Source organism: Ideonella sp. P3_A4 (genome assembly GCF_056403075.1).
Map to the genome: position 1 here is coordinate 1 of NZ_JBFUGE010000035.1, position 24,862 is coordinate 24,862.

Here is a 24,862-nt window from a genome sequence, read left to right on the forward strand (position 1 = left end):
GCGCAAGAGCAAGACCCTCACCGGCCGCCATTTCGACGACCGCGCCACGCTGAAGAAGAAGGTGCGCAAGCCCAGCGGCGCGCTGAAGATCCGCGGCGCCAAGACGCACAACCTGCAGAACGTCAACGTCGACATCCCGCTCGGCGTGCTCGTTGTCGTCACCGGCGTTGCTGGCTCCGGCAAGAGCTCGCTGATCCACGGCTCGATGCCGGCCGGCGAAGGCGTGGTGTCGATCGACCAAGGCGCCGTCCACGGCTCGCGGCGCAGCAACCCGGCCACCTACACCGGCCTGCTCGACCCGATCCGCACTGCGTTCGCGAAAGCCAACGACGTGAAGCCTGCCCTGTTCAGCGCCAACTCCGAAGGTGCCTGCCCCGCCTGCAACGGCGCCGGCGTCATCTTCACCGACCTCGGCATGATGGCCGGCGTCGCCACCACCTGCGAAGAGTGCGAAGGTAAGCGCTACCAGGCCTCGGTGCTCGACTACAAGTTCGGTGGACGCGACATCAGCGAGGTGCTCGCGATGTCGGTCACCGAGGCCGCAGCGTTCTTCGGCAGCGGCAAGGCGCACACACCGGCCGCGCACAAGATCCTCGAGCGGCTCGCCGACGTGGGCCTGAGCTACCTGAGCCTCGGTCAGCCGCTGACCACCTTGTCCGGCGGCGAGCGCCAGCGGCTGAAGCTGGCCACCCACATGGGTGAGAAGGGCGGCATCTACGTGCTCGACGAGCCGACCACCGGCCTGCACCTGGCCGACGTCGAGCAACTGCTCGGCCTGCTCGACAGGCTCGTTGACGCCGGCAAGTCGGTCATCGTCATCGAGCACCACCAGGCGGTGATGGCACACGCCGACTGGATCATCGACCTCGGCCCCGGCGCCGGGCACGACGGTGGCAAGGTCGTCTTCGAGGGCCCGCCCGCCGACCTCGTCGCCAAGCGCGCCACCCTCACCGGCAAACACCTGGCGGCCTACGTCAGCGCCTGATCGGGGGCCTGTGGTCTTCGGCTGAGGCAGTCGCGCCTCACTTTGCGGCGAGGAGGTGTCTGCCGGAAACGTCGCGTAGAGTGCCCAGATTGCACCGCACCCGACCGACATGTTCCAAGCCTTTGAGCCCTTGCGACTTTCCGCCGCCTGCCGATGCGGCGCTGTGCGAGCAACTGTTGATGCGAACCCCATGCGTGGCCGGCGCGCCGGCCTGCATGTCGTCTGCTATTGCGACGACTGCCGGGCCTTCGCGCGGGCGGTGCGACGTCCGGATGTGCTGGACGAATTCGGTGGCACGGCCATCTGGCAGACGACACCGGCACGCCTGCGCTTCGACTTCGGTGCCCAGCACCTGCGCTGTCTTCGGCTGAGCGACAAGGGCATGCTGCGCTGGCACACCGCCTGCTGCAACACGCCAGTGGCCAACACCATGGTCAGCCCGGGCATGCCGTTCGTCGGCATATTCCACGCCTTCCTCGGGCTGGCGCCCGCGCAAGCCAAGGCCAAGCTCGGCCCGGCCACGTTCATCTACGGGCGTTCGGCACAAGGCGACGTCTCCGCCTTCGCAGAGCCCAAGGCCTCGCTGCGCACGATCTTGCGCATCGTCAGCTTCCTGCTGCGCGAAAAGATCGCCGGCGCGCAGCGGCCGTCGCCCCTGTTCGACGACGCCGGCCAGCCGGTCTCGTCGCCGCGGATCCTGCCAGTGGCGGAGCGCGAGGCGCTGCGCAAAATGGACACGTGGACCGGCGCCCAGCCGCCCGCGGCCGGCCCGCGATAACAGCACGGCCGCAGGGTTTGCCTGCCAACCGCGCCTGCCTTGCAATGAAGAGCCAGATCCGGGGATGTTGCCCCGGGGTCTGAAGTTGCTTCGGACCCAGCCCATGGGTGCTGAAGCCATCGTCACATCTTCGTGACGTGAGGCCGTGAACGCTGCCACGGCGCGAGCCAACGCTGGTCGTTGCCAAGAACTCCCTACACAAGCCGAAAGACCATCGGCCGAAATCTGGCCGCGTCAACGAACACCCCCGTCGACGCCAACGCGGGGCCGATCGGCCCCCTCAACAACCATCCCCATCACAACGGCAAAGGGATCCCATTCATGAAGTTTGCTGATTTCAAGATCGGCACGCGCCTCGCATCTGCATTTGGCGTCGTAGTGCTGCTATCACTGGCCTCGGCGGGCCTCGCGCTCACCAAGCTGTCGGCCATCCAGGCCAACCTGGAGGAGGTGGTCAGGGACAACAACGTCAAGATCGCGCTCAACCACGACATGGCCACGTCGGCACACATCATGGCGCGCGTGATCCGCACCATCGTCCTGCTTGAGGACAGCGCGGACATGGATCGCGAAATGAGCAAGGTCACGAAGGCTCGCGAAGACTACGCCAAGGCCTGGGAGGCGCTGCAGAAGTTTCCGCCCAGCGAGACCGCCAAGGCCATCCGCGCCAAGATCGATCACGCACGCGAAGCGGCCCAGCCACTGACCGACCGGGTCCTGGAGCTGGCGCATGCGAACAAGGACGCTGAAGCCGTCGTCGTCCTGCTGAAGGAAAGCGGCCCCGCCATGCAACATTGGCAGGACGCGATCGGCGAGAACATCAGCCTTCAGAAGGTCAACAACGAGAAGCAGTATGAACAGGCGGTGGCCGACTACACGCAAGCGCGCAATCTGCTGATCGCCACCAACGTCGTCAGTGTGGCACTCGCCATCTTGCTCGGCTGGCTGATCACACGTTCGATCACGGTGCCGATGAACCGCGCCAAAGACGCCGCCGCCCGCGTGGCCGAAGGCGACCTGACCGTGGCGCTGAGCGCCGACGGCAAGGATGAGACCGCGCAGCTGCTCGGCGCGCTGTCGCGCATGAAGGACAACCTCGTGCGCATCGTCTCGGGCGTGCGCGGCAACGCCGATGGGGTGGCCACGGCTTCGGCGCAGATCGCGCAGGGCAACAGCGACCTGTCTAGCCGCACCGAAGAGCAGGCCAGCGCGCTGGAGGAGACGGCGGCGTCGATGGAGCAGCTCAGCTCGACAGTCAAGCAGAACGCCGACAACGCCACGCAGGCCAACCAACTGGCGCTGAGCGCCTCGACGGTGGCAACCAAGGGCGGTGACGTCGTCGGCCAGGTGGTCGACACGATGAAGAGCATCAACGACAGCAGCAAGAAGATCGCCGACATCATCAGCGTGATCGACGGCATTGCTTTCCAGACCAACATCCTGGCGCTCAACGCCGCGGTCGAAGCCGCACGCGCCGGCGAACAAGGCCGCGGCTTTGCAGTGGTCGCCGGCGAAGTGCGCAACCTCGCGCAGCGCAGCGCCGAGGCAGCCAAGGAGATCAAGAGCCTGATCAACACGAGCGTGGAACGGGTGGAGCAAGGCACGGCACTGGTGGACCAGGCAGGAACGACTATGAGCGAGATCGTCGGCGCCATCAAGCGAGTGACCGACCTCATGGGCGACATCAGCGCGGCCAGCACTGAGCAAAGTTCAGGCGTGGCGCAGGTGGGCCAGGCGGTCAGCCAGATGGACCAGGCCACGCAACAAAACGCGGCCTTGGTAGAAGAGAGCGCGGCGGCAGCCGAGAGCCTGAAGACCCAGGCGCAGCAGCTGGTGCAGGCAGTCGCCGTGTTCAAGCTGGTGCATGTCGAGGCTTCGCCCTTGTAAGACACACAGCGGCGGGCCTGGCACAGCGTTGAGATCGACGCCCGCCCGGCCGCCACCGCGCCGTACTCAGCTCACTTCGGCACCCAGGCGTTGTCGAACGAGTCCTTCAGCGCGGTGCACTGGTAACTGCCTGCGACGCCGTATTTGCCCCCGTTCGAATTGACCAGCACGGCGCTTTCCACCACGATCGGGAACATCAGGTAGCAGGAATCCAGGCCACCGCTGCCGTGACTCCAGTCGCCGCCGTGGCCCAGGTAGACGCCGAACTTGCCGTTGACGAACCCACCGTATCGGGCCGGGTCCATGAGGCCAAGGTACTTGGCCTTCATTTCAGCGAAGGACGCCGCCGGGATCAGGTTGGAGGTGTAGCGCAGGTTGGCCAACACGTTGGCGATCTCGCGTGCACTGATGTGCCAACCGTAGCCGCCGCAGGTGAGGCCGCGCTGCGGCTCCGGGTAGCCTGCCTTCCCAGTGTCGGGGAACCGGTACTGGATCGTTGGATTCGGATCGGTGGGCCCGCAGTCCACCGAGACGCCGATGCCGCTGTAGAGCGACTGGGCCTCGATGATGAAAGCCGCGGCGGTCAACGAGCCGGCGTCGAACTCGGAAAACTTCACCGGATCGATCCCGATCAAGCCCGCGGCCAGCACACGCAGCATGCCGTAGTTGGCGTTGTTGTAGTTGAACGAGGTCGAGCCCACGGGCTTGGCGATCACCTCGCGCAACGAGGCGTAGTCCGAGCCCTTCACGCCGTTTTGGTCGATGCCGCTTTGGTGCGTCATGAAGCTCTTGAACGTCAGCAGCTCAACGCCGGCGCCCTTGGCCCAGTCGCTTGGCAGGTAGGGCGCGATTGGCGTGTCGGCGCTCAGGCCTTTGTCGGCGAGCAGCTTCATCACCACGATGGCCGTCAGCGACTTGCTGACGCTGGCCACGTGCATCTCCTTGGTCGGCGATTGCGCCGTGGCGGGTGCGTCGGCCGCCGTGCGTGCCAGGCCGCTCTTGCCCGAGCTGTGCAGCTGGCCGCCCAAGGAAATCGCATATGAATGGCCGACCGACTTGCTGTCGAAAGCACTGTGGATGTTGGCCTCGAAACGGGCGATGTCGAACACGATGGTGTTGGCCGACAACGAAAGCCCAAGCGCAAAGGGGCCGGAGGCGCCGACGTGGTCGCCGCTGGCGAGCGCTGCGTCGCCGGCGGCGAGCTGAGCGTCCGCCGGGTCGAGGCGGGCTTCAGACACACCTGCCGCACGCGCCTGGTCGTTCACGTCATGGGCGATGCGTTGCGAGGTCAGGCTGAGCTGCAGCTGCACATCGCGCAGGCGTACGTCGGTGGCGTCGTTGGCGACTGCAATCGTGTCGACCAGCGAGCGCTGCGCGTCGCCGAGAGCCGCCAGGGTGGCGTCGAGGTGGCCGAGCGACTGGTCGCCGCTGCCGTCACGATAGGCCGCCCAAGCCGTCTCGACAGACGCCAGCGCAGCGCGCAACGGCACCGCCACGCGCGGCTTGGCCTTGGCCAGCAGGTTTTGCAGCACCTCGATCTGCGCAGGCAGCCGCACCGCCGTGGCGGCGGGGTCCCTGGGTGACTGGATCGGTTCCCCCTTGCCGTCGGCCACGGGGGTCTGCAATTCGAGCTGGCGGGCGAGCCGCTCGATCTCGGGCGTCACCTGAGCCTGCACTGGCGACGACGCGGCCAGCACCAAGGCAATGGCCGCACCGATCGGCGACAGCAGCTTGCGGGGCGCTCGGGCATGGGATGAAAGAGAAGCAATCACGGAGGTCTCCTGAGGTGGTTGATCGAAGTGACCGAAGCTTAGGAAGCCATGCAGCGCATGCACGTCCAGAAAGCGCGAGGCCCATCCGGCAAGCGCACGTTTTGCAGGCGCCTCCCTCACCCTAGGGGTGGGACCGCCCCTGCCTCAGGGAGGGCTTCGCGGGCGACTGCGCGATACGCTGGACCCCTTAGCGCCGCTTCATTTCTTTCGGCCGCGCTCAACGTCTCAGAAGTTTGACGACCTTGAACTGCTCGCCTGCCACCCGCTCCCCACTGCCACTGGAACGGCACCGCCTGTTCCACAGCCACGACGTGGACGAGGCCCGCGAGTTCGTCGCGCGCATCTTCTGCCCGCACGAGTTGTCGCCGTTGGATGGTGGCCAGCTCGACGCCTGCCACCACAGCGCAACGGTGCATCGGCATGCCAGCATCAACTACGTGCAATACGGCGCGGCCGTCCGGATCGAGCCGGGCTACCTGCGCGAATTCTTTCTGCTGCAGATGCCCTTGCGCGGCGGCGCCAGTGTGCGCTGCGGTGGCCAGAGCGTCGAGTCGCATCCGCTGCTCGCGTCGTTCCCTTCGCCCACCGAGYCGCTCAGCATGCGCTGGGCCGAGGACAGCCCGCAACTCATCGTGAGGCTTGATCGCCGGGCCCTGTCCGCCAAGCTGGAGTCACTGCTGCAGGCACCGCTGCGCCAGCCGCTGGTGTTCGACCTGGGGGTCGACATGGGCCGCCCGGAAGCACGCGGCGTGGCCGCCTTGGTGGGCTATTTGCAGTGCGCGCTGGAGAGCGGCCTCGGCTTTGCCGGTCAGCCCGCTCTGGCGGAGCAGGCCGAGAACCACCTGCTGTCCACGCTGCTGCTCAGCCTGCCGCACAACCACTCCACAGCCTTGTCGTGCGGTGCTCGCGCCACGTCGGACGGCAGCGGCACGGTGTTGCCACGCACCGTCAAGCGCGCGCAAGAGATTCTGCGGGCGCACCTGGAACTGCCGATCACGCTGGAAGAGCTGTGCACGTTGACCGGTGCCAGCTCGCGCGCGCTGCAACAAGGGTTTGCAAGGCACGCCGGCACCAGCCCCATGACATGGCTGCGCGAGCTTCGCCTCGACCATGTCCGGGCCCAGTTGCAGGCCTCGGCCGGCGACGGTACCAACACGGGTGCGACCGTCAGGGTGGCGGCCGTGGCGGCGCGCTATGGCTTCTTCCACCTGGGTCACTTCGCGGCGCACTATCGTCGTCGCTTCGGCGAGTTGCCTTCCGAGACCGCGAGTGGCTCGCAGGGCGATGGCACGATCGCCTGCGGGGCTCACCGAATGACCGCGGTGAACCCTTCTCGCTTGTCGCGGCTCGCAGCACAGTCACGCGCCCAGGCACCCGAGGTCAGCGCGCGTCCAGTGACACGCTCTTGACCCTTTACCCCCTGCTCGTCGAGCAGCTCGATGCTCAGGCGTAAGGCGTGCCTGCCAGGGCGGCTTTCAGGCCGAGCGCTCCCTTGTCCACGATGGCGAGAAAGAGCGCTTTGGCTGCCTCGGCATCCTGCCTTTCACGATAGAGCCGGTGTGCCTGGATGAAGGCCACGCTCCACGTCGCCAGGAGCAGGCTGGCCGCCATCTCAGCGGCCGGGTCGGCAGGGTCTCGCCCAACGCATTCGGACAGCGCCACCGCAACCACTTGCGCGAGTTCGTCGCGTATCGCCCTGGCCCGTGCCTTGAGGGTTTCGCTGCCCGCGATCGTGTCGATGAAGCTCTGGCTCTGCGCAGAGAAATTGAGATAGGGGCTCTGCTGCGCAACCAGCCGATGCGCGAGCAGGCGCAAGGTCTCGATCGGCGTGATGCGGGGATCGCGCTGGCGCAAGGCCTGGCGCAGGGTTTCGCGGCCCTCTTCCTCGCGGTCGAAGAACATGTCCTCTTTGCGAGGAAAGTGGTTGAACACCGTCATCCGCCCCACGTCGGCGGCGTCGGCGATTTCGTCCACGGTCACGCGATCGAAGCCTCGCTCCCAGAACAGGCGCGTGGCGACATCCGAAATGCTTTGTCGTGTGGCCAGGCGTTTGCGGGAGCGGCGGTCAGAGGGCATTGACATGCGCTGATTGTATTGAGTACAGTTTATGTACCGAGTACATATTTGAGTCGAATACATGAACAGGCCGCTTGTCGTCATCTTCACCGCCATCGTTCTCGATGCCGTGGGCATCGGCCTGATCTTTCCGATCCTGCCTTCGCTACTGCAAGATGTGACCGGCGCCGCGAACGTGGCGCCTTACGTCGGCGTCATGATGGCCCTCTACGCCGCCATGCAGTTCGTCTTCGCACCCGTGCTCGGTGCGCTGAGTGACCGGCTGGGCCGACGCCCGGTGCTTCTGATCTCGCTCGCGGGAGCCGCCATCAACTACCTGTTCCTGGCCCTGGCGCCCAATCTGTGGCTGTTGCTGCTCGGCCGCGCCATTGCGGGCCTGACCAGCGCCAACACCTCGGTGGCGGCCGCCTACATCACCGACATTTCCCCCGAAGACAAACGCGCGCAGCGCTTCGGTCTGCTGAACGCCATGTTCGGCATCGGCTTCATCGTTGGCCCAGTGCTCGGCGGCGCCCTCGGCGAACATGGGCTGCGGCTGCCCTTTGTTGCGGCCGCCATGCTGAACGCCTGCAATCTCCTGCTGGCGTTCTTCATGCTGCCGGAGTCGCGTACACCGACCCGCGAGCCTTTCGACCTGGCCGCGCTGAGCCCGCTGCGGCCACTGCGCTGGGTGTTCTCGGCGAAGAGCTTGCTGCCCATCACCCTCATCTTCTTCACCTTCAGCGCCGCTGGCGAGGTCTATGGCACCTGCTGGGCGCTCTGGGGAAGCGACACCTTTCAATGGAACGGGCTGTGGATCGGCCTGTCGCTTGGCACCTTTGGCATCTGCCAGACGCTGGCCCAGGCCTTCCTTCCCGGCCCTGCCGTGAAGCTGCTCGGTGAGCGCGCGACCGTCCTGACGGGCATGGGCAGCGCGTGCATCGCGCTGATCGTCATGGCCTTCGCCAACCAAGGCTGGATGGTCTTCGCGATCATGCCCATTTTTGCGCTCGGCGGTATCGGCGCACCGGCCCTGCAGTCGCTCGCGACTCGACAGGTCGGCGAGAGCCAGCAGGGCCAGTTTCAGGGTGTACTCGCATCGGCAGTGAGCCTGGCCTCGATCATCTGCCCCCTGGCGTTCTCGAGCGTCTACTTCACCGTCAGAGCGCAGTGGCCCGGCGCGATCTGGCTGTCGGCCCTGGTCGTCTACGCGATCATGGTGCCCCTTGTGCTCGACTTGCGCTTCGAGAACCCGGCAGCGTCGCAACGCCCTGGCAATGCTCGTGCGGCGTGAACTGGCGCCACGAGTTCTCGTGGGATCGGGATCGCAGACTGTTCAGTCTCGTGTCACGCACACGCGCGAGATGCCCGACTCATTGCCGCCACCCGCCAGCGCCAGCTTGACCAGGTCCCCGGCATCGGACTTGAAGTTGATGACCAAGGGCGACGGATACGGCGGGCCTTGATCGAAGGTACCGACGACCTGGCCCGCGCTGTCGATCGCATTCACCGTGATGGCCATGCCCGTGTGCGCCTTGAGCTCCAGATGGAGCTTCCTGCCCGCGAATGGCGTCTTGATCGTGGCGCCCCGGCCATCGAAGATGATCGCGTGATCGAAGATCGAGTTGCGCTCGTTGCCGAAGTCGAACTTGAATCCGCCTTGGCGATAGTGCTGGGGCAGCAGCGTGCCTTCGTCGAACCCAGCGAAACTGGTGCATTTCGTTTGGGCGCCCCATGCGGGCGCCAGGCCCGCCGCGAACGCACAGGCCGCGACGGCGCCAAAGCGAATGGCGCGACCGACTGAAATCCCTCTGCTTTCTGGCATGTTTTCCTCGCAATGAATGAGTGGTGAAGTGGAGTGACACCTGCGTCCTCGGGCAAACCCCAGAATGACCGCAACACCTTGCCCGCTGAAGCTCGCCTGACGCGTGTGTCATGCCGTGAGTCCTGGCTTCGCATCAAAAGGTTGCATGGCGTACCCATAATGCGTTAGACGGGCGACGCCATTGGACGCAAGCGCCCAGAAGGATTCTCAGATGAAGAACCTTCGACAACGCGGCCGACGCGCTGAACGGCAAGCTGATGCGACGGATGGCGTGGCGGGCTGCGGTTCGGGTGCAAGCGGGTTGTGCCTTGCTGCCGTCGCCGCCCGACTACTCGGTCCCAGTACGCCGGCGCCTTGGGCAGGCGCTCGAAGTCTTCGGGCGAATGATTGGCCCGCGCGGCGAGGTACGCGTGCCGGTGCGCAGCACGTTGACGATCAACAACGGCGAAGCGCTGCGGCAGGCCGCGCTGGCGGGCACCGGCATCCTGATGCAGTCGGGCCCGCTGCTGGACGACAACCTGAGCGCCGGCCGCCTGGTGCGCGTGTTGTCGCGCTACGCCCCACCCCCGCGGCCGGCCCACTGGTCTACCTGCCGGACCGGCGCCATGCGGCCAAGGTGACGTGCTTCGTGGACTACGTGCTGGCACAGCTGGGGTGACCACAGCGCTTCGCTGCTGACCCCGATGCGCTGAGACCCGCAATCTACCTGGCGCTGCCTGCAAGTCTGGTCGCGAGCCTGTCGAGCTCGGCGCTGTGCAGCAGATCGATGCACTTCATGGTGTTGTACTCGGCCCCTGTGGACCCTTCATAGCGGCGGGCTGCGTAGGTCTCGACCAGCTTGTGCAGTTCGTTGTAGGCCTCGATGCCTTGTCGACCGAACTCCAGGTAGGCGCCCGCCGTGGCATTGGCATCCGCCTTGGTGCCAGCGTCTTTTGAAACGGCGGCCAGGCAAGCGCTGAAGGCCCAGTTCTTGAGCAGATCGCGCTGCGAGTAGGTCGAGGTCATGGGCTGTCCGGCTGGCGGCTGGCCTGCGGCGGCAAGGACGGTCAGCGTCGACAGAAGGACGTATGCAATGCGCTTCATTTGAAATCCCACATGGCCGTCGTCGGCGGCACGGACAGGCCGTTGTGCGGATCATTCATCAAGTGGCTTGCGTGCGCGCAGTGCGCTCCCTTCTACCGCATTCGCCCAGCGCACAGCCCGTCGCTGGTAGCCTCTGCGCTTGATCAGACATCCTACGATTGGGAGATAGCCGTGGTTCACTCGTGCGAGATGTATCCCGACGACGACGCCTGGGATGCGATCCATGTCGCCATCGAAGAAGGTATGCAGCCTCCATGGCCGACGATGAGGCTTCATCTCCAACCCCAGGACACATCATTGCCGGCGTGGAGCGCTCTGCTGCAACTCGTGGAAGATGCCGCTCAGGACCGGCGCGAGACCTTCTCTCCACGAAGAGAACTGGGCTCGGCGCTGTGGGATCAGGTAGTGGCCTTGCCGCCATCTATCGCGACGCTCAAGCACGTCAGGAAGCTTGACCTGTACAGGAGCAGCCTACTTCGCATTCCGCCCGAAATCGGAGCGATGGAAAGCCTGGAAGAGTTTGTCCCATACACCTCGTACGGCCTCCATTGGTTCCCGTACGAGATCACTCGCTGTCGGCGTCTTCGAGCGAGCACGGTAAGCACGAGGGCCCTGTATGGCAACTACAAGTACAGGCCTCCATTTCCTTTCCTCGATCCGGTGGTGGCCGATCTGGTTCCAAGTCGCTGCAGCGTCTGTGACGGTGCGCTCCATCAAGATCACGTGGAACAGCGCTGGGTATCACTCGTCGTCGCCACCGACGTGCTCCCGCTGCTGGTCAATGCGTGCTCGGCGTCGTGCCTGGAAAGGCTACCGGCTGCACCGGAAGGCTACGTCAAAGGTCCGCACAAAGGAGGGCCGCAACTTCGGCAGCCTGCGGCCGAGCGGTGACTCTTCCCAGGCTCTTGATCACTAGGTTGTACGAATGCTATGCATTTGGGGCAGGATTCATGGGCGCTCTCGAACCAACATCTATCAATGACTCAAGTCAAGTGTCAGCCAAAGTTTGACCAGAGTTTCCGCCTACTCCTCAGCGCGCTGTTGTGGCTCCTGCTCGCACTACCAGCGGCGTCCTTCGCCATTGGAGGTAGCGGGGCGTCGTCGGGTTGCGAGTCCGAGGTCATGGGCAGGATTGCTGCACGCGAAACGGCAAGTGAACTGGCGACCGCGATTGATGCTGAGGTGAGCCGCCGTATTCAATCAGCCTCGGCTTCCGCCAAGCCTAAGGGCATCGTGACAGAACCGCGTTTCGGAAGCAGCAAGGTCGCCCCACCGCTTGCCAGCAAACCTCAGGACATGGCAACTGTCCGCAAATCCGTGGTCAACATGGCGATCGCGTGTTCACATCCCGTAGGGGCTCGGATGCTCGACTACGCCGCGGCGGCAGGCAACCTTGAAAACCTCAAGTACCTCTTGGTCGAAGGCGCGGATCCCGACGCTTACGAGCCCACTACCGGTACTACCGTTCTGATGAGATGCGTGGACATTACGTCCAGTGATCACGTCCAGTCGCCTCGTTCGATTCCGGACCGATCGGCACAACAAGTACAGCTGAAACTTTCGGCCTACGCGCTCCTCCTGGCCAACGGGGCGTCGGCCGAGCGAAAGGCAAGGTACGGGGAGAGTGTGTTCCATCTTTGCAATGATCCTGCAGTGCTCGGCCTGCTTTTCAAGGCCGGCACCAAACCGCCCGTCGAAGCGCTCTACGGCACCGGCAACGGACCGGAAACTACGGCATTCGATCTTCGCGTATATGAAGCCGTGACCACCGGCCACAGTCTTGACCGGCAACAGTCGGTGACCATTGCAAAGCTATTGGCTCCGCATAGTCAGACGACGCGGCTCAGCGCCAGGACGCAATTCGCGCTTTGCCATTCGTGCAGTGGTACCGAGATGGTCGAAGAGTGCAAGTTACTGGCCGAGTTCGTCACCGTGCCGGACAAGCGAATCCTCGTCAGCAGAGGCTGGCCTCAGCTCGACCGCAGGCGAGAGCACCGTTGCAACATGCTGCTCTTTCCTGAATTCGCAACGACGCCGGCGGGCAGGGCCATTGCCTGGGATGGTCAATGACATGGCATGTTGGCTCGGGCATCGCCAAAGACGCCAGGCGACCCGATCGCTAAAAGCGATGTGACCCACATTCGGTTAGCCATCTTGGCCCTTCTCCGGTTCACTTGCCGCTGAGCCGTCGATCCTCTTCTTGTAATCGAAGTGGTCTTGGCTTCCAAGGGCAAGCAAGACGAGCGTCGCCAGGCCTCCAACAGCGAAGCTGGCCGCGTCAAACCAGAGCGGCGTGAATGGGAGCCACAGGCGATATGCGATCAGCCAAAGGATCGGCGCCGCTAGAACGACGGCGAAGGTCACACGAAGAAGACGCGCTGCTTTGCTACGCACTGCGGCGGCGTTGATCATGCGCGCCCTAGCGTTTGACATTGGTGGCGTCGTCCGCCTTGGCGGGCGGCATCCCCTCGATGAGAGGACTAGGCGACCGGTCGCTGATCACGCCAACGATCGGCCCCAGATCTGCTCGCCGGTCGTCTCGCTTGAGGTCTGCCGAATACAGGCTTGACACCACGCCATCCAGGTACAGCGCATCCTTGCAGTGCAGGACATCTCGGAAGAAGACGGCCATTTCGTAGGAGGTGACGGGCCGCTCGGATATCACGAAGAAGGCGACGCCTCCAGATGTGCCGACACCGTTCCGGATGAGCCGCGATGTTGACGCTGCATTGAACGCTGGATGAATGACGCCGTTTCTGAGGAGCAGTGGGCCCGATTGAGTCGCGAAGTGAATGCCGTTGGCGACCTGTGGATACTCTCCGGCTTCCACAATCATCGGGCCGGATGGGGCGAGCGCAAAGACGCCGTTTGGCTTCAGAAAGAAGTTTCCGCTTCCGGCCGCGGTGTTGAGTGGGGAGACTTGCTTTCCTTCCACGACCAACAGGCCTACCGGCGAGAAGTCGGGGTGGTACATCCCCGCGTTCATGGCGAACAGCAGCTTCTTGCCCTTGCCATGCAACCAAGTCGACAGATGGTCGAACTGCTTAAACGGCTTGCCCTGCTCGTCAGCCCAGAACACCTGCAAGTTCTCGGAGGCAGGGTCAACACGAACCACTGTGAATGGCTGATCCGATGCCTCAGCGGTGAAGCTGGCTGCCAGAACGAGGAAGGCGAGAAGGACGCCTCTTATCGTGTAACGCCTAACGTTCGACGCAAGAGGTGTCATGGGTGCTCACGCTGGTTGCTGGGTGACAGCTGCAGCCAAAGCTGCGCGTCGAACGGAACCAGTGTTGCGCCGGCACCCCGCTTTGACGAGTATTTGTCAGCGGGCCCGAACAGCACCTTCTCGTAAGACACGCGCAGGACAACGTACTGCGTGCCTTCGAATGGAGCAGCCAGGCGACGAAGAAGCGCTGGATCGAGCAGAACTTTCGCCGCCAGCTTTTCGCGTTCTCCGGGCTTTGCACTGGCCATTCGAGCGGCCCATTCCGGCTGCGCCAGCGCCGAGTCGGCGATGTGTTGGGAAAGCCACGGAAAAGCAACGGCTCTTCCCAAGGCCAACGAGGCAATTCTTGTGGCGCCACTGGGGCGGCTTTGCAGCCACGCGGCCACAACCTGGCGGTACGTCGTTTCGTCAACCGTGCAATGTTCGAAGGCAGTGGTGTGCGGCCGGAACGACGCGGACGACCAGGTGGGGTGTTCTTCGATGAACGGCGAGCAGGCCAGAGCAAGGCTCGGGCCGATAGCAAGGCAGATGGAAACGAGGGAGCGAGCGATCACGCGCCTGCGCACTTGGAGGCACCTAACGTCAGGCACAAGCGGCAATCTTGACGAGGGGCGACGGCGACGTCACGTTCGCCTTGTGGAAACGTGCGGATTCGACGCGAGGATCTCTTCGAAGATCGCGAGGTCGCGCTCGCACAGAGCGTTGCAATCGGCCCATCCGTCAAGGACGAGGACGTACGACTCCTCGGGAGGCCACGACAGGTAATCGTTAAACGCGTCCCAACTCGTTCCGCTCCAGTGGCCGCCGGCCTCGTGTATCAAGCCATCGTTGAACGCGGACACGAATGCGTCCATCGTGTGCACGCCGCGGAGACTAATTTGATATTGGCGGTTGGCCTCAGTCATGTGGGCAGGATGCTATCGCTTTGGTCCTCGCGTCCGCCTGAGTGGCAAAGCTCCAAGATGCGGGAGGTAGGCCGCAACGGCAACTGCTCCATCATGTCACGCAGGTACGCATACGGGTCGCGGTTGCAATGAAAGACACGACCCTGACGCCCCTGCTTGGCGAGAAGGCCCCACGCCATGGCGCTATCGTTTGGTGAAGTTGAAATGAGCCGAAACCGCGATCCGATCAACCTCTAACGCAACATCTGGTGGAAACGGATCAAACGGCGCCAGCTCGCGAACAATCCAAATTGCGTGCGTTGACAAGATCTTCGAGGGTGCGCTTGTGACCTCAATGTCTTCAACTTCGCCATTCTTTCGGACCGTGAGAAGTACGGTCACTCGGCCGTACAACGAGCTGTCACCGTACTTCGGAAAATTCTTCGTGCCGAAATCTTCTATCCGCTTGCTCAGCCTGTAGTAGTAGTCGCGAAACGCCGGCTCTGTCGTGACCGACGATACGTATCGCGTACGCGTCTTGCTTTCCGAATTGATGCGTTTCTCGATCTCGGCGAGCAGCCGGTTCAACTGAAGAAATCGCTCGCGCCGCTCGCGCGACTCTTTCGAGTCGTCGTCGTATGAGGGCAGCGGAATCATGGACAACTCCCTGCGGATCTGATGGAGAAGTTCCTGCTGCTCTTCCTGCCTCTCCGCAACTTGAACCGCTTCTGCGCGATCAAGTTTTCGTTCTTTTCTAATCTCTCTTGCACTATCGGTCGCTGCGGCTTGCGCCATCGCCAACATAGGTGCAGGCATTGCGCAAGCGACAAGCAAGACCGTGCAGAGGAATCGACGCAATCGCGGGCTATGAGGCATGACAGGAGATCAAGACGGGCGACGGGGACGCCGGACAAGGCATTCTTGCCGCAATCGCTTCGAACCTAGAAGGGGCGCACTTGTGTCGACACGCTGGGCCGTGACCTGTTTGGGCCCTCACGTCACCCGCCAGGCACAAAGCGTTGACTCAGCGGCTACACGGTTCGGTGGCTTCCACCATCGTTCAAGTCGAACAACTGATCCAACTCAACCCAAAGCGGCTCGCACAGTCCCGCACGATGGGCCGAAGCCTTGAACTGCGGCTGCTCGCTGGCGTACATGCTTCGCAGGCTGTCTTTGCCGTCTTCGACGCAGGCGCGCACATTGGCCAGGCGATCTGCAGTCTTGACGATCAGTGCCAGTTCAAAGTCTTGGCCAACGGTCGCCAGCTTCGCATAGGTCTTGGCCTTGCGGATCTTGCGAGTCTCGCCGCGTTCGTCCGTGAGCAACTCGACGCAGCCTGCCACGAGCGCACCAAAGCTGTCGTGCACGTCGTTCAACGTGGCGGACGTGTCCTCCACTGTGTCGTGCAAATAGGCGATCACCTGGGCCGTCTCGCCGTAGGGCTCAACGATGGCGGCCACGGCATCGAGATGCCAAACGTACGGATGATCGCCGTAGCGCTGCTCTCCGTGAACGCGAATCGCAAAGTCTCGGGCGGCTTGGATCAGGGACATGGAAACCTCGGAATGCCGGAAGCCTACCAGTCAATCGCGTGGGCTCGGCGGCCCCCGAGTTGCAATACAAGACCTGCCCCCGAGGCTGGCTTGACTTCCTGCCCCTGAACCTCCCTCAGCTCATGTGCTCGGTCTACTTCAACGCGTGCCCCTTAAGTAGCGGGCATGACGGCCAAGTCGGATCGAGGATTAGGAGGCGCTTGCGCGCACGAGTTGCACCTACGCGGAGGATCTTGCGGCTCCGCTCGTACGGTGGTTTATCGCGAAACCAGACGAACGACGACGTGGGTTGAACGCCGCCGAAGCTGGGCTCTCTGACCAAGATTACACCGTCAAATTGCTTGCCCTTGGCCTTGTGAATGTTCATCACATGCAGACCCAGAGGCGCTTCGAGGCCATCTAGGATCTGCTCTTGCGCGAGCGCCAAATCGAGTGCGCGACGCGCATTGGTGTAGGCACCGTCGCGAAGCCATTCCGCCGATAGTCCCTCAGATATTCGGTGGCCTCGCCGGAAAGCAACGAGGAAGTCCAGCTGCGAGGCCGCTCTGGCAAGTTCAGCTTGCCCCGACTCGCGCAAGCGGTGCTTGACGGTCAACCAATCCGCAGAAGGATCGCCTGTGAAACCGTCAGCTTGAAGCCGGCCAATGACTTGCCGCAAAGCGTTGGCGATATTGAGGCCTAACGCGTTTCCGGCTCTGATTTTCGAAGCCTGCTCACGCAGCTTGGCCACCGCAGGCTTGCCAGTTCCGGTCGCACTCTTGGCCGAGGCCAACAGTTCCATGCACGTCGCAACGTCCACCTCCACATTGGCCGTTGAACTCGGTTCGAGGAGAAAGGCGGCGAAGCGCGCCGAGAGCATCGCCTCTGCCTCGTCGAACAGMAACTTGTGCCTCACAGGCTTGCCGACGTTGGTCCCGATGGCATTGAGGGCATTCGACACTTTCAATGCGCTGTCTCGACTTGAAGTCAGGATGGCGACAGTTCTAGCCGAATTTCCCGTCTCTTTGCGAATGGAGTTGTGTAGTTCACAAAGAGCCCGTCGGAGAAGGTGATTCCAGTTGGGTTTCTTCCCACGCCCAAATGGATAAGAGATCGTCGAGACACCCTTGTAAGGCGCACCTCGCGGCTTCATAGTAAGGATATCGTTGGCGAAGTTCAGGATTTCCGAGTCCGGGCTGCGGTGGTTGTCGTCTCCAAGGTCAACATCCAGTGGGTCGAGTGCTGCGCGAATGGCCTGAACCCTCTGTGGGCCCACCCCCGGCAAGAAGTCGAAGATTTGCTGCTCCAAATCGGCTAGGCAGATTATTTGCGTGAGCGGCGCTAGCAGTTCGATGCAACGCCAGGCGTTGTCGCCTGTGTCCTGCGCCTCGTCAACGATGACAATAGGATGCCTGAGAGCGACCGCCGATCGCAGCGGCTCGCATTGAGCCAACAGCTCGGCCGCATTTGGAGCGAAGAGGTCGAAGGCAATTCGCCCCATTTCCCAAGAAAGCCGTTCGCGCTCCGCGCTCCATTGCTCCCATCCCTTGTCCTCTTCCTTGATGCCGCCGGAGATCGCTCTTTCGTCATGCGGCAACAGGATGGATAGCTTGCGTGGCGCGCCGAGTAGATAGGCGTTGGCTTTGAGCAGCTCCCAGAAGAAGGAGTGAAAGGTCTGGATAGAAAGCATCGCCAACTCAGCCTCGGGCACTTCCAGCTTGGCAGCATCCAAAACTCTGGTCACTGCCGCACGCGAAAAGCTGAGGAACAGCACGGTCTGGCCCGGTATTAGGCCTTGCCGGATGCGGGCTAGGGCCTTGCGCAATGCGATGGTTGTCTTGCCGCTCCCTGGCCCACCAATGACCAGCGCGTGCCCTTGGCAGGCCAACACGCTATTGCGCAAAGGGCAGGCTTTGGGCTCCACCGGATCGCTTCGACGCTAGGTAGCAGCAGGCTTGGCGGCGGCGGCTTCAGGCGCCTCTTCCGGGATCTGCGGCATGGCCGCCCAGACTTGGTAGAGGAACTCCATGACGGTCTTGGGCAGTTCGTCAAAGGCACACTCGTCGAACAGCCGAGCCGCCCAACCCGCACCCTTGCTGCTTCTGAGCGCCTCGAATGCGAGCCTACGCACGCTCTCCTCGTTCGGCGGTTGCGTCGTCGGGATGTGCTCAGCTTCGCCTCCATCGCGAAGAGCTTCGAGAAAGGACCAGAGCCTGCCAGCCGGCATCTCCTGAGTGATAAGCGCCTCGAACCCCTTGAAGGAGATCTCCTTGTTGACGTCAAAAGCAGCGGCAAACTGCTGCTTGCGCTCGTCAGTGCGCTTGGGTATGAGGTCGTAGAAGCCGAAGGTTTTCAAGCCTAGTGTCTTGAAGAACTTGCCAAACTTGGGCATATTCGATTCGCCATAGGCGTAGAAGAAAGTCGCGCCGAGAATGTCTAGGGGCTGAAAGCCACCCCATTCAAGCGCCTCCTCGATCCTGCGCGCAGCCACGGGCAAAGCGTGAAACTCAGTCAGTCCTTCGACGACGATAGCTGCCTTGCCGAGCATGCACTCACACAGACCCCAACGCGCATACTGCTTGAACTCTTTGTCAGTGAGTCCAGCAGCATCGGACACCTTGCGCGCACTGACAGTCCCAGCCTCACGCACTAACAGAAGCGTGTGAGAGGGTTCGAACCGCTCTATAACAAAAGGCGAATGCGACGTTACGAATGCCTGCGTGGTTCTCGTCAGCAGGTATTGCGCAATGCGGCGTTGCGTTGGTGGAGGCACGGCGATCTCAGGCTCCTCCATCGCGAAGATGACTGAGTCGGGCTTCAACTCGGCTATGAACGAAAGCAGTGCAAGCACAAGCGTGTTGAGAGTGCCAGTCCCTGCGTGCGCGAATGGAACATGGTCCTGATCAGACGTCAAGGCGAGGAAGAACGCCATGGTCTTGCGGAGATGGTCGCGCGTGAGCTCCGAGACATGAAGCTTGGTGGCGTTTTCTTGCGCGTCCATTGGGATGTAGCGCGCCAGCTTCTTCTCAATGCTACGAAGTACCGGGGCAATCTCAGCAGCATGGGCTTCTATATCAAGACCGCGCAGGCTCTGAATGGTCTTCTCCCAGAGGGTCGTACGGATGCCCTTGGTGCGAAGGATGATGTCTAGCAGACTGCCGCGCTCCAAACTCAAAGCACGCGTGCCAGTGCGTAGCGCACGTAGATAGAGGAAGCCGAACTGGCGCTTGATGGGCTTTGGCACCCGTTCAAGTTCACCGTCTGGTTTGTCGGGGCTGTGGGAAAAGAAGGTCCTAGCAGTGAACTCGTCCTCCTCCTGGTCATATTGACCAATCGTTTCGAGCCGAAGGCAGGGAACGGAATTTGGTGCGTTGGCCAACCCTATTTCGCCAGTCACGAGCAATCGGTTGTCGGCGACGTGCCAGAACTCCAGGTGCCCGCCGCACTTGATGAGAATTTCGTCACTGGGTTCGATCAAGACGGCTTCAATGCGAATCCTCACTGACTCGCGCTCACCGCCTTCTTCAACGGGCGGGAGCAAATACTGCGCGTTGTAGAAATCGAATTCGTCTATGGGTGGGATGCGATTGAGTCTGTCGGTGCCCAGCACGAGATCCAGTGCCTCACAGATGGTGCTTTTGCCCACATTGTTCGAGCCCACAAAAAGCGTGTGCCCTTCGAAGAGCAACTTTGCAGACTTGATGCCGCGAAAGTTAGCAATGTCCAGGCTGACTACTTTCATGTTTGCTCACCTTCGATGTGCCGCCAACCACAGTTGCCCGCGAGATCGAATGTGATGCCGCGGACAAGACAATCACAACTGGTCGTAAGAAGCCCTCACCCAAACACCCCCCTCACCACCTCCGCATTGCTCATCCCACCCACATTGCCCAACGTCGACGATGAAGCCACCTGCCAGCACGCCAAATGCGCCAGCGCATTCACCATCACCGGTGTCAGGTACAGCTGGGTGAAGGTGTTGTAGAGCGGGAAGTCGTCGACGCTTTCGATGTCGAGGGCGATGCGGGTTTCGGTGGGCAGTTGGCTCCACCAGCTGTTGACGTTGTCGTTGTAGACCCAGAGCACCTCCACAGCCTCTTGAGCGGGCACGTTGAACCACGGGTTGTTCAGCACGCGCAGCGTCTGGCGCACCAGCATCGCGCCGCCGCTGCGTTTGGCGGCGAGCAGTTTTTGCTTCAGCTCGTCGAACGCGCAGGTCTCGAAGACCTGGTTGTGGCGGAACAGGCGTGCGGCACCGGTGCCGGGGTCGTAGGGGCCGTAGGGCACGTAGCCGTGGGCCGGTGAGAAGGGCTGCAGGCCGAACAGCGGCGGCAGGTCGCTGGAGACGACCGTGTCTTGCCGCGCCGGGTCGCGCCGCACGCCCTCGTCGGTGTTGATGAAGACGATGAGGCGCGGCACGCCGCGGGCCAGCAGCGCGTTGAGCCCCAAGTTCTCGAGGCTGCCGCCGTCGGCAAAGCGGTAGTCGAGCGCGGGCTGTTCGGCGCGGCCCTTGACCGGCCAGTAGTTGTAGCGCGGCACCAGGCCGCGGAACTCGGGGTACTGCTCTTCGAACATCTGGGCGAAGGCCGCGCTGCTGCAGCCGGCGATGTCGCTGAGCGAGAACGCACGCTGTGGCCGGCTGGTGTGCACCTCACCGGGGGCGCCTTCGCCGAGGTAGGTGCTGCGCATCGCGAACGAGTCGACCAGGCCGCCGCCGATGTCGCCCGGCTGGTGCGCGCTTTTGGGGAAGGCGGCGCGCACGCCAAGCATGAAGTTGGCCTCGAAGGGCATCAGTTCGGCGTCGGCACCGTCGTTGTTGAACAGGCTGGTGTTGAAGACCGGGTACGGGCGCTTGCGCTGCACGGTGATGAAGTCGTCCGCGCGCAGCGTGGGGTTCTGCGCCAGGATGYCGTTGAGGGCGTTGAGGTAGCCCTCGGTCCAGCTGAAGTAGCGCGGGTCGAAGCCGTCGGCCGTCGGCGACCACAGGCCGTAGTCTTTCAGCACCTGCTCGCCGATGAAGCCTTGCCACAGCTCGCTGTTGGCGTAGCCGTAGTCCTCTTTCAGGCGGTACAGGTTCTCGACGACACGAGCGGGGTCGAAGCGCGTGGGCACCCAGCCCAGGTTGTTGGGCGGCAGCTCGTCGAGCCGGCCCAGCGTCAGGCGCGATGGGTCGAGTTCGACATCGCCGAGGAAGTTGTCGTCCGAGATCGTGGACGGCAGGTAGGTGAACAGCGTGTTGGCCCAGGTGCCGCCCGAGACCGACGAGATCGCGAACGCGTCGTCGAGCAGGCCCAGGTGGCGCAGGCCACGCAGCTGGCCCATGGCGCAAGACAGTGCGCGGCTGCCGCCGCCCGAGAAGCACAGGCCCACCGAGCGTGCGCCCGGTTGTGGGCTGCGGGCCGAGTCGGGCGCGCGCTGCGCGGGGCGCAGCGGCAAGATGCCCGCGGTCAAGGGTGTGGACATGGTGGGCTCCCAAGCGACGTCGTACGGTTATCGAACTGCTGGTCGTACGAGGCACACCCGGCGCAGGCCCAGATGCCCTCACCTGCTAGAACGAGATCCGGCGCCGGAACCCGACATTGGGGAGTGGGCAATAGTGCACAGTTGCCGGGCCGATCGCTCTGGGCGTGCGGCGGCCGGGGGCCCGGGGTGGATGCGCTACCGGCCGGGCTCAGCGCCGCTGCTGCGGTCGCCCTAGGGTCGCGTCGGTGTGGGCGAGCCTTGGTTGGCAGGCTCGTAATTGCCCGGGAACAGGCAGCTGCGCCGGCCTTCGATGTCCAGGTTCACCCGGCTGGGCGCCTGGCCGGGGTGGACGAGAAAGAACTCGGCAAGGCAGTTCGCCCGCTCGGTGCCGGCCCGCAGGATGTAGGCCCGGCCCGGCGCCGGCATGAACGAGAAGTCGCTGACGCAGTCGCGCTGATGGCGAAGCCGGATCCACACGCGCTTGCCGCCGCCGATCAGCACGCCGCCGGTGTTGGCCCTGTCGTACGACGTCATCGCGCCGCAGTAGCCGGCTTGGCCGTAGAGCACGACATCGGCCGTGCCGATGATGGCCAGGCGCGATGGGGCGGCTTCTTCTTCGCAGTGGGCGGCGAAGGGCATCAGCKCGGTGGCTACGCACCCCACGGCGATGGCAAGGCCGCGCCAGTGCTGTGCGGGCGCCGCCGTGCTGCCGACACCGCCTGGCTTGTCCATGCCGGTCTCCCTGCCTGTTGTACCGGCAGGATGCTACGACCGGCGCCCGCCGGTGTCAGTCTCAAGGTTGAGGATGACGGCGGCGCTGGCCGAGGCCGACCGAGCGCTACTTGACCAGCATCACCCGCATGCCCAGCGACCGGCCGGCTTCGCGGTCGAGCACTTGCACGGTCGTCTGACGGGGTGTGAAGCCCTCGGGCAGCGTCACGCTGCCGCGCACGATCTCGTGGCTGCCGATCGAGACCGGGATGGCCTTGGGGCTGACGGTGTTGGGGCCACCGCGCGTCGACTCGCCGGCAACGACGAACTGCACCACGCCGCTCATCGGCTTGGCGCCGGCACGCGAGCGTGTCAGCACCACGTCGTAGGCCAGCGTGTTGCCGTTGGCGTTGAAGCGGCCGGCGCGCACCTCGACGCCGTTGTCACGCGGGTCGGGCGGCAGCGCCTCGACCAATGTCGCTACGTCGGCGCGCAGGTCTTGGGTGGCGCTGCGGCTGGAGGCCAGCTCGGCGTCGAGCGCCTTCTTGGCGGCCTGCGTCGCTTGCAGCTGCTGCTGGGTCGTCGCCAGCTCAGCTTGCAGGCGCTGGCGCTCGCTCTCGGCCTTGTCGTAGGCGTTGCGCAGCGCGGCCGAATCGGCTTGCGACAGGCGAGGTGGCAGGTGGCGCTCTTGCAGGTAGATCACGCCGCCGATGCCGGCGATGGTGCCGGTCAGCAGCCACACCATCCAGCTGGGCATGCGCCAGCGCGAGCGCCGGCGGCCGTAAGGGTCAAAAACAACAGGCTTGTGTCGGCCGAACATTCGCTCAATCAGGTATCCGTGGTCGTTGGCAGGCTAACGCCCACGGCCGACCCACTTGAAACCTGATGTTCGCACGTTGGCCCGCCGGCGGGAGGCTAAAACTTGGAGGCTTCGGGCAGCTCGATCTTCACCTCCAGCACCTCCAGGTTGTCCTGGCGTTCGAGGTGGACCTTGATGTCGTTGGGGTTGATCGACACGTACTTCGAGATCACCGCGACCAGCTCGCGCTGCAGTGCGGGCAGGTAGTCAGCCCCGGTGCGGCCGGCGCGCTCGTGCGCGAGGATGATCTGCAGCCGCTCTTTCGCGACGCTGGCGGTCTGCTTCTTTTCCCCGAGCAGGAAAGACAGGAACGACATCGGCACTTACCTCCCCCCGAACAGGCGCTTGAGGATGCCAGCCTTGGCCGCCTCGGTGTAGCGCATCGGCTTGTCTTCGCCCAGGAAGCGGGCGACCAGGTCCTGGTAGGCGCCGGCCACGTCCGAGTCTTTCAGGTGGATCGCCGGCAGGCCCTGGTTCGAGGCCTGCAGCACCGTCTCGGACTCGGGCACCACGCCCAGCAGCGGGATGCGCAGGATCTCTTGAATATCGGCCAGCGACAGCATGTGGCCGTCCTGCACGCGGGCCGGGTTGTAGCGGGTAATCAGCAAGTGCTCCTTGATCGGCTCCTTGCCTTCGATCGCGCGCTGGGTCTTGCTGCTGAGCATGCCGAGGATGCGGTCGGAGTCACGCACCGACGAGACCTCGGGGTTGGTGACGACCAGCGCTTCATCAGCGAAGTGCATCGCCAGCAGCGCGCCGGTTTCGATGCCGGCGGGCGAGTCGCAGACGATGTAGTCGAACTCCATCGCGGCGAGGTCTTTCAGCACGCGCTCGACGCCTTCCTTGGTCAGCGCGTCCTTGTCACGCGTCTGCGAGGCGGGCAGCACGAACAGCTTGTCGCACTGCTTGTCCTTGATCAGCGCCTGGTTCAGGTTGGCCTCGCCGTTGATCACGTTGATCAGGTCGTAGACCACGCGCCGCTCGCAGCCCATGATCAGGTCGAGGTTGCGCAGGCCGACGTCGAAATCGATCACCGCGGTCTTGTGGCCACGCAGTGCGAGACCGGACGAAAAACTGGCGCTGGTGGTGGTCTTGCCGACACCGCCTTTGCCGGATGTGACTACGACGATTCTTGCCATCGGTAACGAGTCCTCGAAATTTGATTCAGTGAAATGGCTTCAAACGCCAAAACGGTCACAGCTGAGGGCAGCTCAGGCCGGCTCGGGCCGGGCCTTGGCGGCCTTCGGCTCTTTCAGCGGTTCTTTCAACGGCTCCATCACCAGCTTGTCGTCGACCAGCCGCACCTGGGCCGGTTTGCCATGCACTTCGGCCGGCAGCGCGGTTTCGGTGGTGCGGTAGACACCGGCGATGGAGATCAGCTCGGGCTCCAGGCAGGTGCTGAAGATACGGGCTTGTGTGTTGCCTTTGTTGCCGGCGATGGCCTTGCCGCGCAACGGGGCGTAAACATGGATGTGGCCGTCGGCAATGACCTCGGCACCAAAATTGACCGCCGCGAGCACCACCAGGTCACCACCCTTGGCATAGACCTGCTGGCCCGAGCGCAAAGGCCGGTCGATCACCAGCGTGGGCACGTGGGCGGCGGGCACCTCGACGATGACCTCGCGGATCACCTCGATCTCGCGCACCACCTCTTGCAGCGTCGGGCGGGCCGGCTTGGGCGCCACCACCGGCTCGGGCGCTTCGCCCAGGCCAGCGGCGAGCGCGGCTTCCAGCTGGGCGGCCGATGCGCCGGCCACGGCCACCGGCAGCATGCGGTGCGCCTTCAGCAGCTCGATCAGCGC

General features: G+C 63.6%; 27 protein-coding genes. 9 read left to right on the top strand and 18 right to left on the bottom strand.

The features are described from left to right. From AC1DYI_RS06385 to AC1DYI_RS06395, 3 genes are all read left to right on the top strand, one after another. A partial coding sequence (locus tag AC1DYI_RS06385) for an ATP-binding cassette domain-containing protein (RefSeq protein WP_477203241.1) occupies positions 1 to 985 on the top strand: 985 nt, incomplete at its 5' end. A gap of 109 nt (positions 986 to 1,094) precedes the next feature. Beyond that, entirely contained in the window at positions 1,095 to 1,763 is a 669-nt protein-coding gene (locus tag AC1DYI_RS06390) for a DUF6151 family protein (RefSeq protein ID WP_477203242.1), read from the top strand. A gap of 321 nt (positions 1,764 to 2,084) precedes the next feature. Continuing rightward, on the top strand, positions 2,085 to 3,650 hold the full coding sequence (locus AC1DYI_RS06395) for a methyl-accepting chemotaxis protein (RefSeq protein WP_477203243.1): 1,566 nt from the start codon (positions 2,085 to 2,087) through the stop codon (positions 3,648 to 3,650). Positions 3,651 to 3,721: 71 nt separating this feature from the next. On the opposite strand, the gene AC1DYI_RS06400 is transcribed toward AC1DYI_RS06395, so the two are convergent. Then, complete coding sequence (locus tag AC1DYI_RS06400; protein ID WP_477203244.1) at positions 3,722 to 5,422, bottom strand: serine hydrolase domain-containing protein; 1,701 nt, start codon at positions 5,420 to 5,422, stop codon at positions 3,722 to 3,724. 242 nt (positions 5,423 to 5,664) lie between these two features. On the opposite strand from AC1DYI_RS06400, the gene AC1DYI_RS06405 reads away from it, so the two are divergent. Continuing rightward, positions 5,665 to 6,831 carry an AraC family transcriptional regulator gene (locus AC1DYI_RS06405; protein ID WP_477203245.1) on the top strand — a complete coding sequence of 389 codons (1,167 nt, stop codon included), beginning with the start codon at positions 5,665 to 5,667 and terminating at the stop codon, positions 6,829 to 6,831. Positions 6,832 to 6,865: 34 nt separating this feature from the next. Here AC1DYI_RS06405 and AC1DYI_RS06410 read toward each other — a convergent pair whose 3' ends face one another. Further along, a complete protein-coding gene (locus AC1DYI_RS06410) occupies positions 6,866 to 7,504 on the bottom strand; it encodes a TetR/AcrR family transcriptional regulator (RefSeq protein ID WP_477203246.1) in 639 nt (212 codons plus the stop codon). A gap of 55 nt (positions 7,505 to 7,559) precedes the next feature. Here AC1DYI_RS06410 and AC1DYI_RS06415 point away from each other — a divergent pair, with 55 nt between their 5' ends. Continuing rightward, positions 7,560 to 8,771 (top strand): TCR/Tet family MFS transporter, encoded by a 1,212-nt coding sequence (locus AC1DYI_RS06415; RefSeq protein ID WP_477203247.1) that lies wholly within the window; start codon positions 7,560 to 7,562, stop codon positions 8,769 to 8,771. 42 nt (positions 8,772 to 8,813) lie between these two features. Here AC1DYI_RS06415 and AC1DYI_RS06420 read toward each other — a convergent pair whose 3' ends face one another. After that, complete coding sequence (locus AC1DYI_RS06420; RefSeq protein ID WP_477203248.1) at positions 8,814 to 8,999, bottom strand: hypothetical protein; 186 nt, start codon at positions 8,997 to 8,999, stop codon at positions 8,814 to 8,816. Positions 9,000 to 9,023: 24 nt separating this feature from the next. Here AC1DYI_RS06420 and AC1DYI_RS06425 point away from each other — a divergent pair, with 24 nt between their 5' ends. Both AC1DYI_RS06425 and AC1DYI_RS06430 read left to right on the top strand, forming a co-directional pair. Further along, complete coding sequence (locus AC1DYI_RS06425) at positions 9,024 to 9,281, top strand: hypothetical protein (protein ID WP_477203249.1); 258 nt, start codon at positions 9,024 to 9,026, stop codon at positions 9,279 to 9,281. A gap of 404 nt (positions 9,282 to 9,685) precedes the next feature. Beyond that, positions 9,686 to 9,922 carry a LysR substrate-binding domain-containing protein gene (locus AC1DYI_RS06430; protein ID WP_477203250.1) on the top strand — a complete coding sequence of 79 codons (237 nt, stop codon included), beginning with the start codon at positions 9,686 to 9,688 and terminating at the stop codon, positions 9,920 to 9,922. Positions 9,923 to 10,004: 82 nt separating this feature from the next. On the opposite strand, the gene AC1DYI_RS06435 is transcribed toward AC1DYI_RS06430, so the two are convergent. After that, positions 10,005 to 10,307: a T6SS amidase immunity protein Tai4 family protein gene (locus tag AC1DYI_RS06435; protein ID WP_477203251.1), complete on the bottom strand. Its 303-nt coding sequence runs from the start codon at positions 10,305 to 10,307 to the stop codon at positions 10,005 to 10,007. Positions 10,308 to 10,397: 90 nt separating this feature from the next. Here AC1DYI_RS06435 and AC1DYI_RS06440 point away from each other — a divergent pair, with 90 nt between their 5' ends. Together AC1DYI_RS06440 and AC1DYI_RS06445 are read left to right on the top strand one after the other, a co-directional pair. Continuing rightward, a complete protein-coding gene (locus AC1DYI_RS06440; protein ID WP_477203252.1) occupies positions 10,398 to 11,276 on the top strand; it encodes a hypothetical protein in 879 nt (292 codons plus the stop codon). An 87-nt stretch (positions 11,277 to 11,363) separates the two neighbouring features. Beyond that, positions 11,364 to 12,455, top strand: coding sequence for a hypothetical protein (locus tag AC1DYI_RS06445; RefSeq protein WP_477203253.1), 1,092 nt, complete (start codon positions 11,364 to 11,366; stop codon positions 12,453 to 12,455). A gap of 75 nt (positions 12,456 to 12,530) precedes the next feature. Here AC1DYI_RS06445 and AC1DYI_RS06450 read toward each other — a convergent pair whose 3' ends face one another. The 14 genes from AC1DYI_RS06450 to minC form a co-directional block, all read right to left on the bottom strand. Further along, positions 12,531 to 12,797, bottom strand: a complete 267-nt coding sequence (locus AC1DYI_RS06450; protein WP_477203254.1) for a hypothetical protein — start codon at positions 12,795 to 12,797, stop codon at positions 12,531 to 12,533. 7 nt (positions 12,798 to 12,804) lie between these two features. Beyond that, positions 12,805 to 13,611: a phosphodiester glycosidase family protein gene (locus AC1DYI_RS06455; RefSeq protein ID WP_477203255.1), complete on the bottom strand. Its 807-nt coding sequence runs from the start codon at positions 13,609 to 13,611 to the stop codon at positions 12,805 to 12,807. Continuing rightward, positions 13,608 to 14,165: a hypothetical protein gene (locus tag AC1DYI_RS06460; protein WP_477203256.1), complete on the bottom strand. Its 558-nt coding sequence runs from the start codon at positions 14,163 to 14,165 to the stop codon at positions 13,608 to 13,610. Before AC1DYI_RS06460 ends, AC1DYI_RS06455 begins: the two co-directional genes overlap by 4 nt. Before the next feature lie 69 nt (positions 14,166 to 14,234). Then, positions 14,235 to 14,516 carry a barstar family protein gene (locus tag AC1DYI_RS06465; protein ID WP_477203257.1) on the bottom strand — a complete coding sequence of 94 codons (282 nt, stop codon included), beginning with the start codon at positions 14,514 to 14,516 and terminating at the stop codon, positions 14,235 to 14,237. Positions 14,517 to 14,699: 183 nt separating this feature from the next. After that, positions 14,700 to 15,311, bottom strand: a complete 612-nt coding sequence (locus tag AC1DYI_RS06470) for an energy transducer TonB (RefSeq protein ID WP_477203258.1) — start codon at positions 15,309 to 15,311, stop codon at positions 14,700 to 14,702. Between the two features lie 215 nt (positions 15,312 to 15,526). Then, the gene (locus AC1DYI_RS06475) at positions 15,527 to 16,048 is read right to left on the bottom strand and encodes an HD domain-containing protein (RefSeq protein ID WP_477203259.1); all 522 of its coding nucleotides are present in this window, start codon (positions 16,046 to 16,048) and stop codon (positions 15,527 to 15,529) included. A 133-nt stretch (positions 16,049 to 16,181) separates the two neighbouring features. After that, a complete protein-coding gene (locus tag AC1DYI_RS06480) occupies positions 16,182 to 17,951 on the bottom strand; it encodes a UvrD-helicase domain-containing protein (RefSeq protein WP_477203260.1) in 1,770 nt (589 codons plus the stop codon). 15 nt (positions 17,952 to 17,966) lie between these two features. Then, on the bottom strand, positions 17,967 to 19,769 hold the full coding sequence (locus tag AC1DYI_RS06485; RefSeq protein WP_477203261.1) for an ATP-dependent nuclease: 1,803 nt from the start codon (positions 19,767 to 19,769) through the stop codon (positions 17,967 to 17,969). A 95-nt stretch (positions 19,770 to 19,864) separates the two neighbouring features. Further along, a complete protein-coding gene (locus AC1DYI_RS06490) occupies positions 19,865 to 21,490 on the bottom strand; it encodes a hypothetical protein (protein ID WP_477203262.1) in 1,626 nt (541 codons plus the stop codon). A 231-nt stretch (positions 21,491 to 21,721) separates the two neighbouring features. Continuing rightward, on the bottom strand, positions 21,722 to 22,222 hold the full coding sequence (locus AC1DYI_RS06495) for a hypothetical protein (protein WP_477203263.1): 501 nt from the start codon (positions 22,220 to 22,222) through the stop codon (positions 21,722 to 21,724). Positions 22,223 to 22,328: 106 nt separating this feature from the next. Further along, complete coding sequence (locus tag AC1DYI_RS06500; protein ID WP_477203264.1) at positions 22,329 to 23,021, bottom strand: DUF6776 family protein; 693 nt, start codon at positions 23,019 to 23,021, stop codon at positions 22,329 to 22,331. Positions 23,022 to 23,116: 95 nt separating this feature from the next. Then, positions 23,117 to 23,377, bottom strand: coding sequence for a cell division topological specificity factor MinE (minE, locus tag AC1DYI_RS06505; protein ID WP_329716198.1), 261 nt, complete (start codon positions 23,375 to 23,377; stop codon positions 23,117 to 23,119). A gap of 6 nt (positions 23,378 to 23,383) precedes the next feature. Further along, entirely contained in the window at positions 23,384 to 24,199 is an 816-nt protein-coding gene (gene minD / locus AC1DYI_RS06510) for a septum site-determining protein MinD (protein WP_477203265.1), read from the bottom strand. 72 nt (positions 24,200 to 24,271) lie between these two features. Next, on the bottom strand, positions 24,272 to 24,862 hold a 591-nt coding region (minC, locus tag AC1DYI_RS06515), incomplete at its 5' end, for a septum site-determining protein MinC (RefSeq protein ID WP_477203266.1).

Coding starts and splice junctions, on each gene's coding strand:
- AC1DYI_RS06415 (WP_477203247.1), top strand. CDS start 7,560: ATGAACAGGCCGCTTGTCGTCATCTTCACCGCCATCGTTCTCGATGCC.
- AC1DYI_RS06420 (WP_477203248.1), bottom strand. CDS start 8,999: ATGGCCATCACGGTGAATGCGATCGACAGCGCGGGCCAGGTCGTCGGT.
- AC1DYI_RS06445 (WP_477203253.1), top strand. CDS start 11,364: ATGACTCAAGTCAAGTGTCAGCCAAAGTTTGACCAGAGTTTCCGCCTA.
- AC1DYI_RS06435 (WP_477203251.1), bottom strand. CDS start 10,307: ATGACCTCGACCTACTCGCAGCGCGATCTGCTCAAGAACTGGGCCTTC.
- AC1DYI_RS06390 (WP_477203242.1), top strand. CDS start 1,095: ATGTTCCAAGCCTTTGAGCCCTTGCGACTTTCCGCCGCCTGCCGATGC.
- AC1DYI_RS06470 (WP_477203258.1), bottom strand. CDS start 15,311: ATGCCTGCACCTATGTTGGCGATGGCGCAAGCCGCAGCGACCGATAGT.
- AC1DYI_RS06410 (WP_477203246.1), bottom strand. CDS start 7,504: ATGTCAATGCCCTCTGACCGCCGCTCCCGCAAACGCCTGGCCACACGA.
- minE (WP_329716198.1), bottom strand. CDS start 23,377: ATGTCGTTCCTGTCTTTCCTGCTCGGGGAAAAGAAGCAGACCGCCAGC.
- minD (WP_477203265.1), bottom strand. CDS start 24,199: ATGGCAAGAATCGTCGTAGTCACATCCGGCAAAGGCGGTGTCGGCAAG.
- AC1DYI_RS06440 (WP_477203252.1), top strand. CDS start 10,398: ATGGCCGTCGTCGGCGGCACGGACAGGCCGTTGTGCGGATCATTCATC.
- AC1DYI_RS06465 (WP_477203257.1), bottom strand. CDS start 14,516: ATGACTGAGGCCAACCGCCAATATCAAATTAGTCTCCGCGGCGTGCAC.
- AC1DYI_RS06425 (WP_477203249.1), top strand. CDS start 9,024: ATGGAGCTTCCTGCCCGCGAATGGCGTCTTGATCGTGGCGCCCCGGCC.
- AC1DYI_RS06430 (WP_477203250.1), top strand. CDS start 9,686: ATGATTGGCCCGCGCGGCGAGGTACGCGTGCCGGTGCGCAGCACGTTG.
- AC1DYI_RS06455 (WP_477203255.1), bottom strand. CDS start 13,611: ATGACACCTCTTGCGTCGAACGTTAGGCGTTACACGATAAGAGGCGTC.
- AC1DYI_RS06485 (WP_477203261.1), bottom strand. CDS start 19,769: ATGAAAGTAGTCAGCCTGGACATTGCTAACTTTCGCGGCATCAAGTCT.
- AC1DYI_RS06500 (WP_477203264.1), bottom strand. CDS start 23,021: ATGTTCGGCCGACACAAGCCTGTTGTTTTTGACCCTTACGGCCGCCGG.
- AC1DYI_RS06450 (WP_477203254.1), bottom strand. CDS start 12,797: ATGATCAACGCCGCCGCAGTGCGTAGCAAAGCAGCGCGTCTTCTTCGT.
- AC1DYI_RS06395 (WP_477203243.1), top strand. CDS start 2,085: ATGAAGTTTGCTGATTTCAAGATCGGCACGCGCCTCGCATCTGCATTT.
- AC1DYI_RS06475 (WP_477203259.1), bottom strand. CDS start 16,048: ATGTCCCTGATCCAAGCCGCCCGAGACTTTGCGATTCGCGTTCACGGA.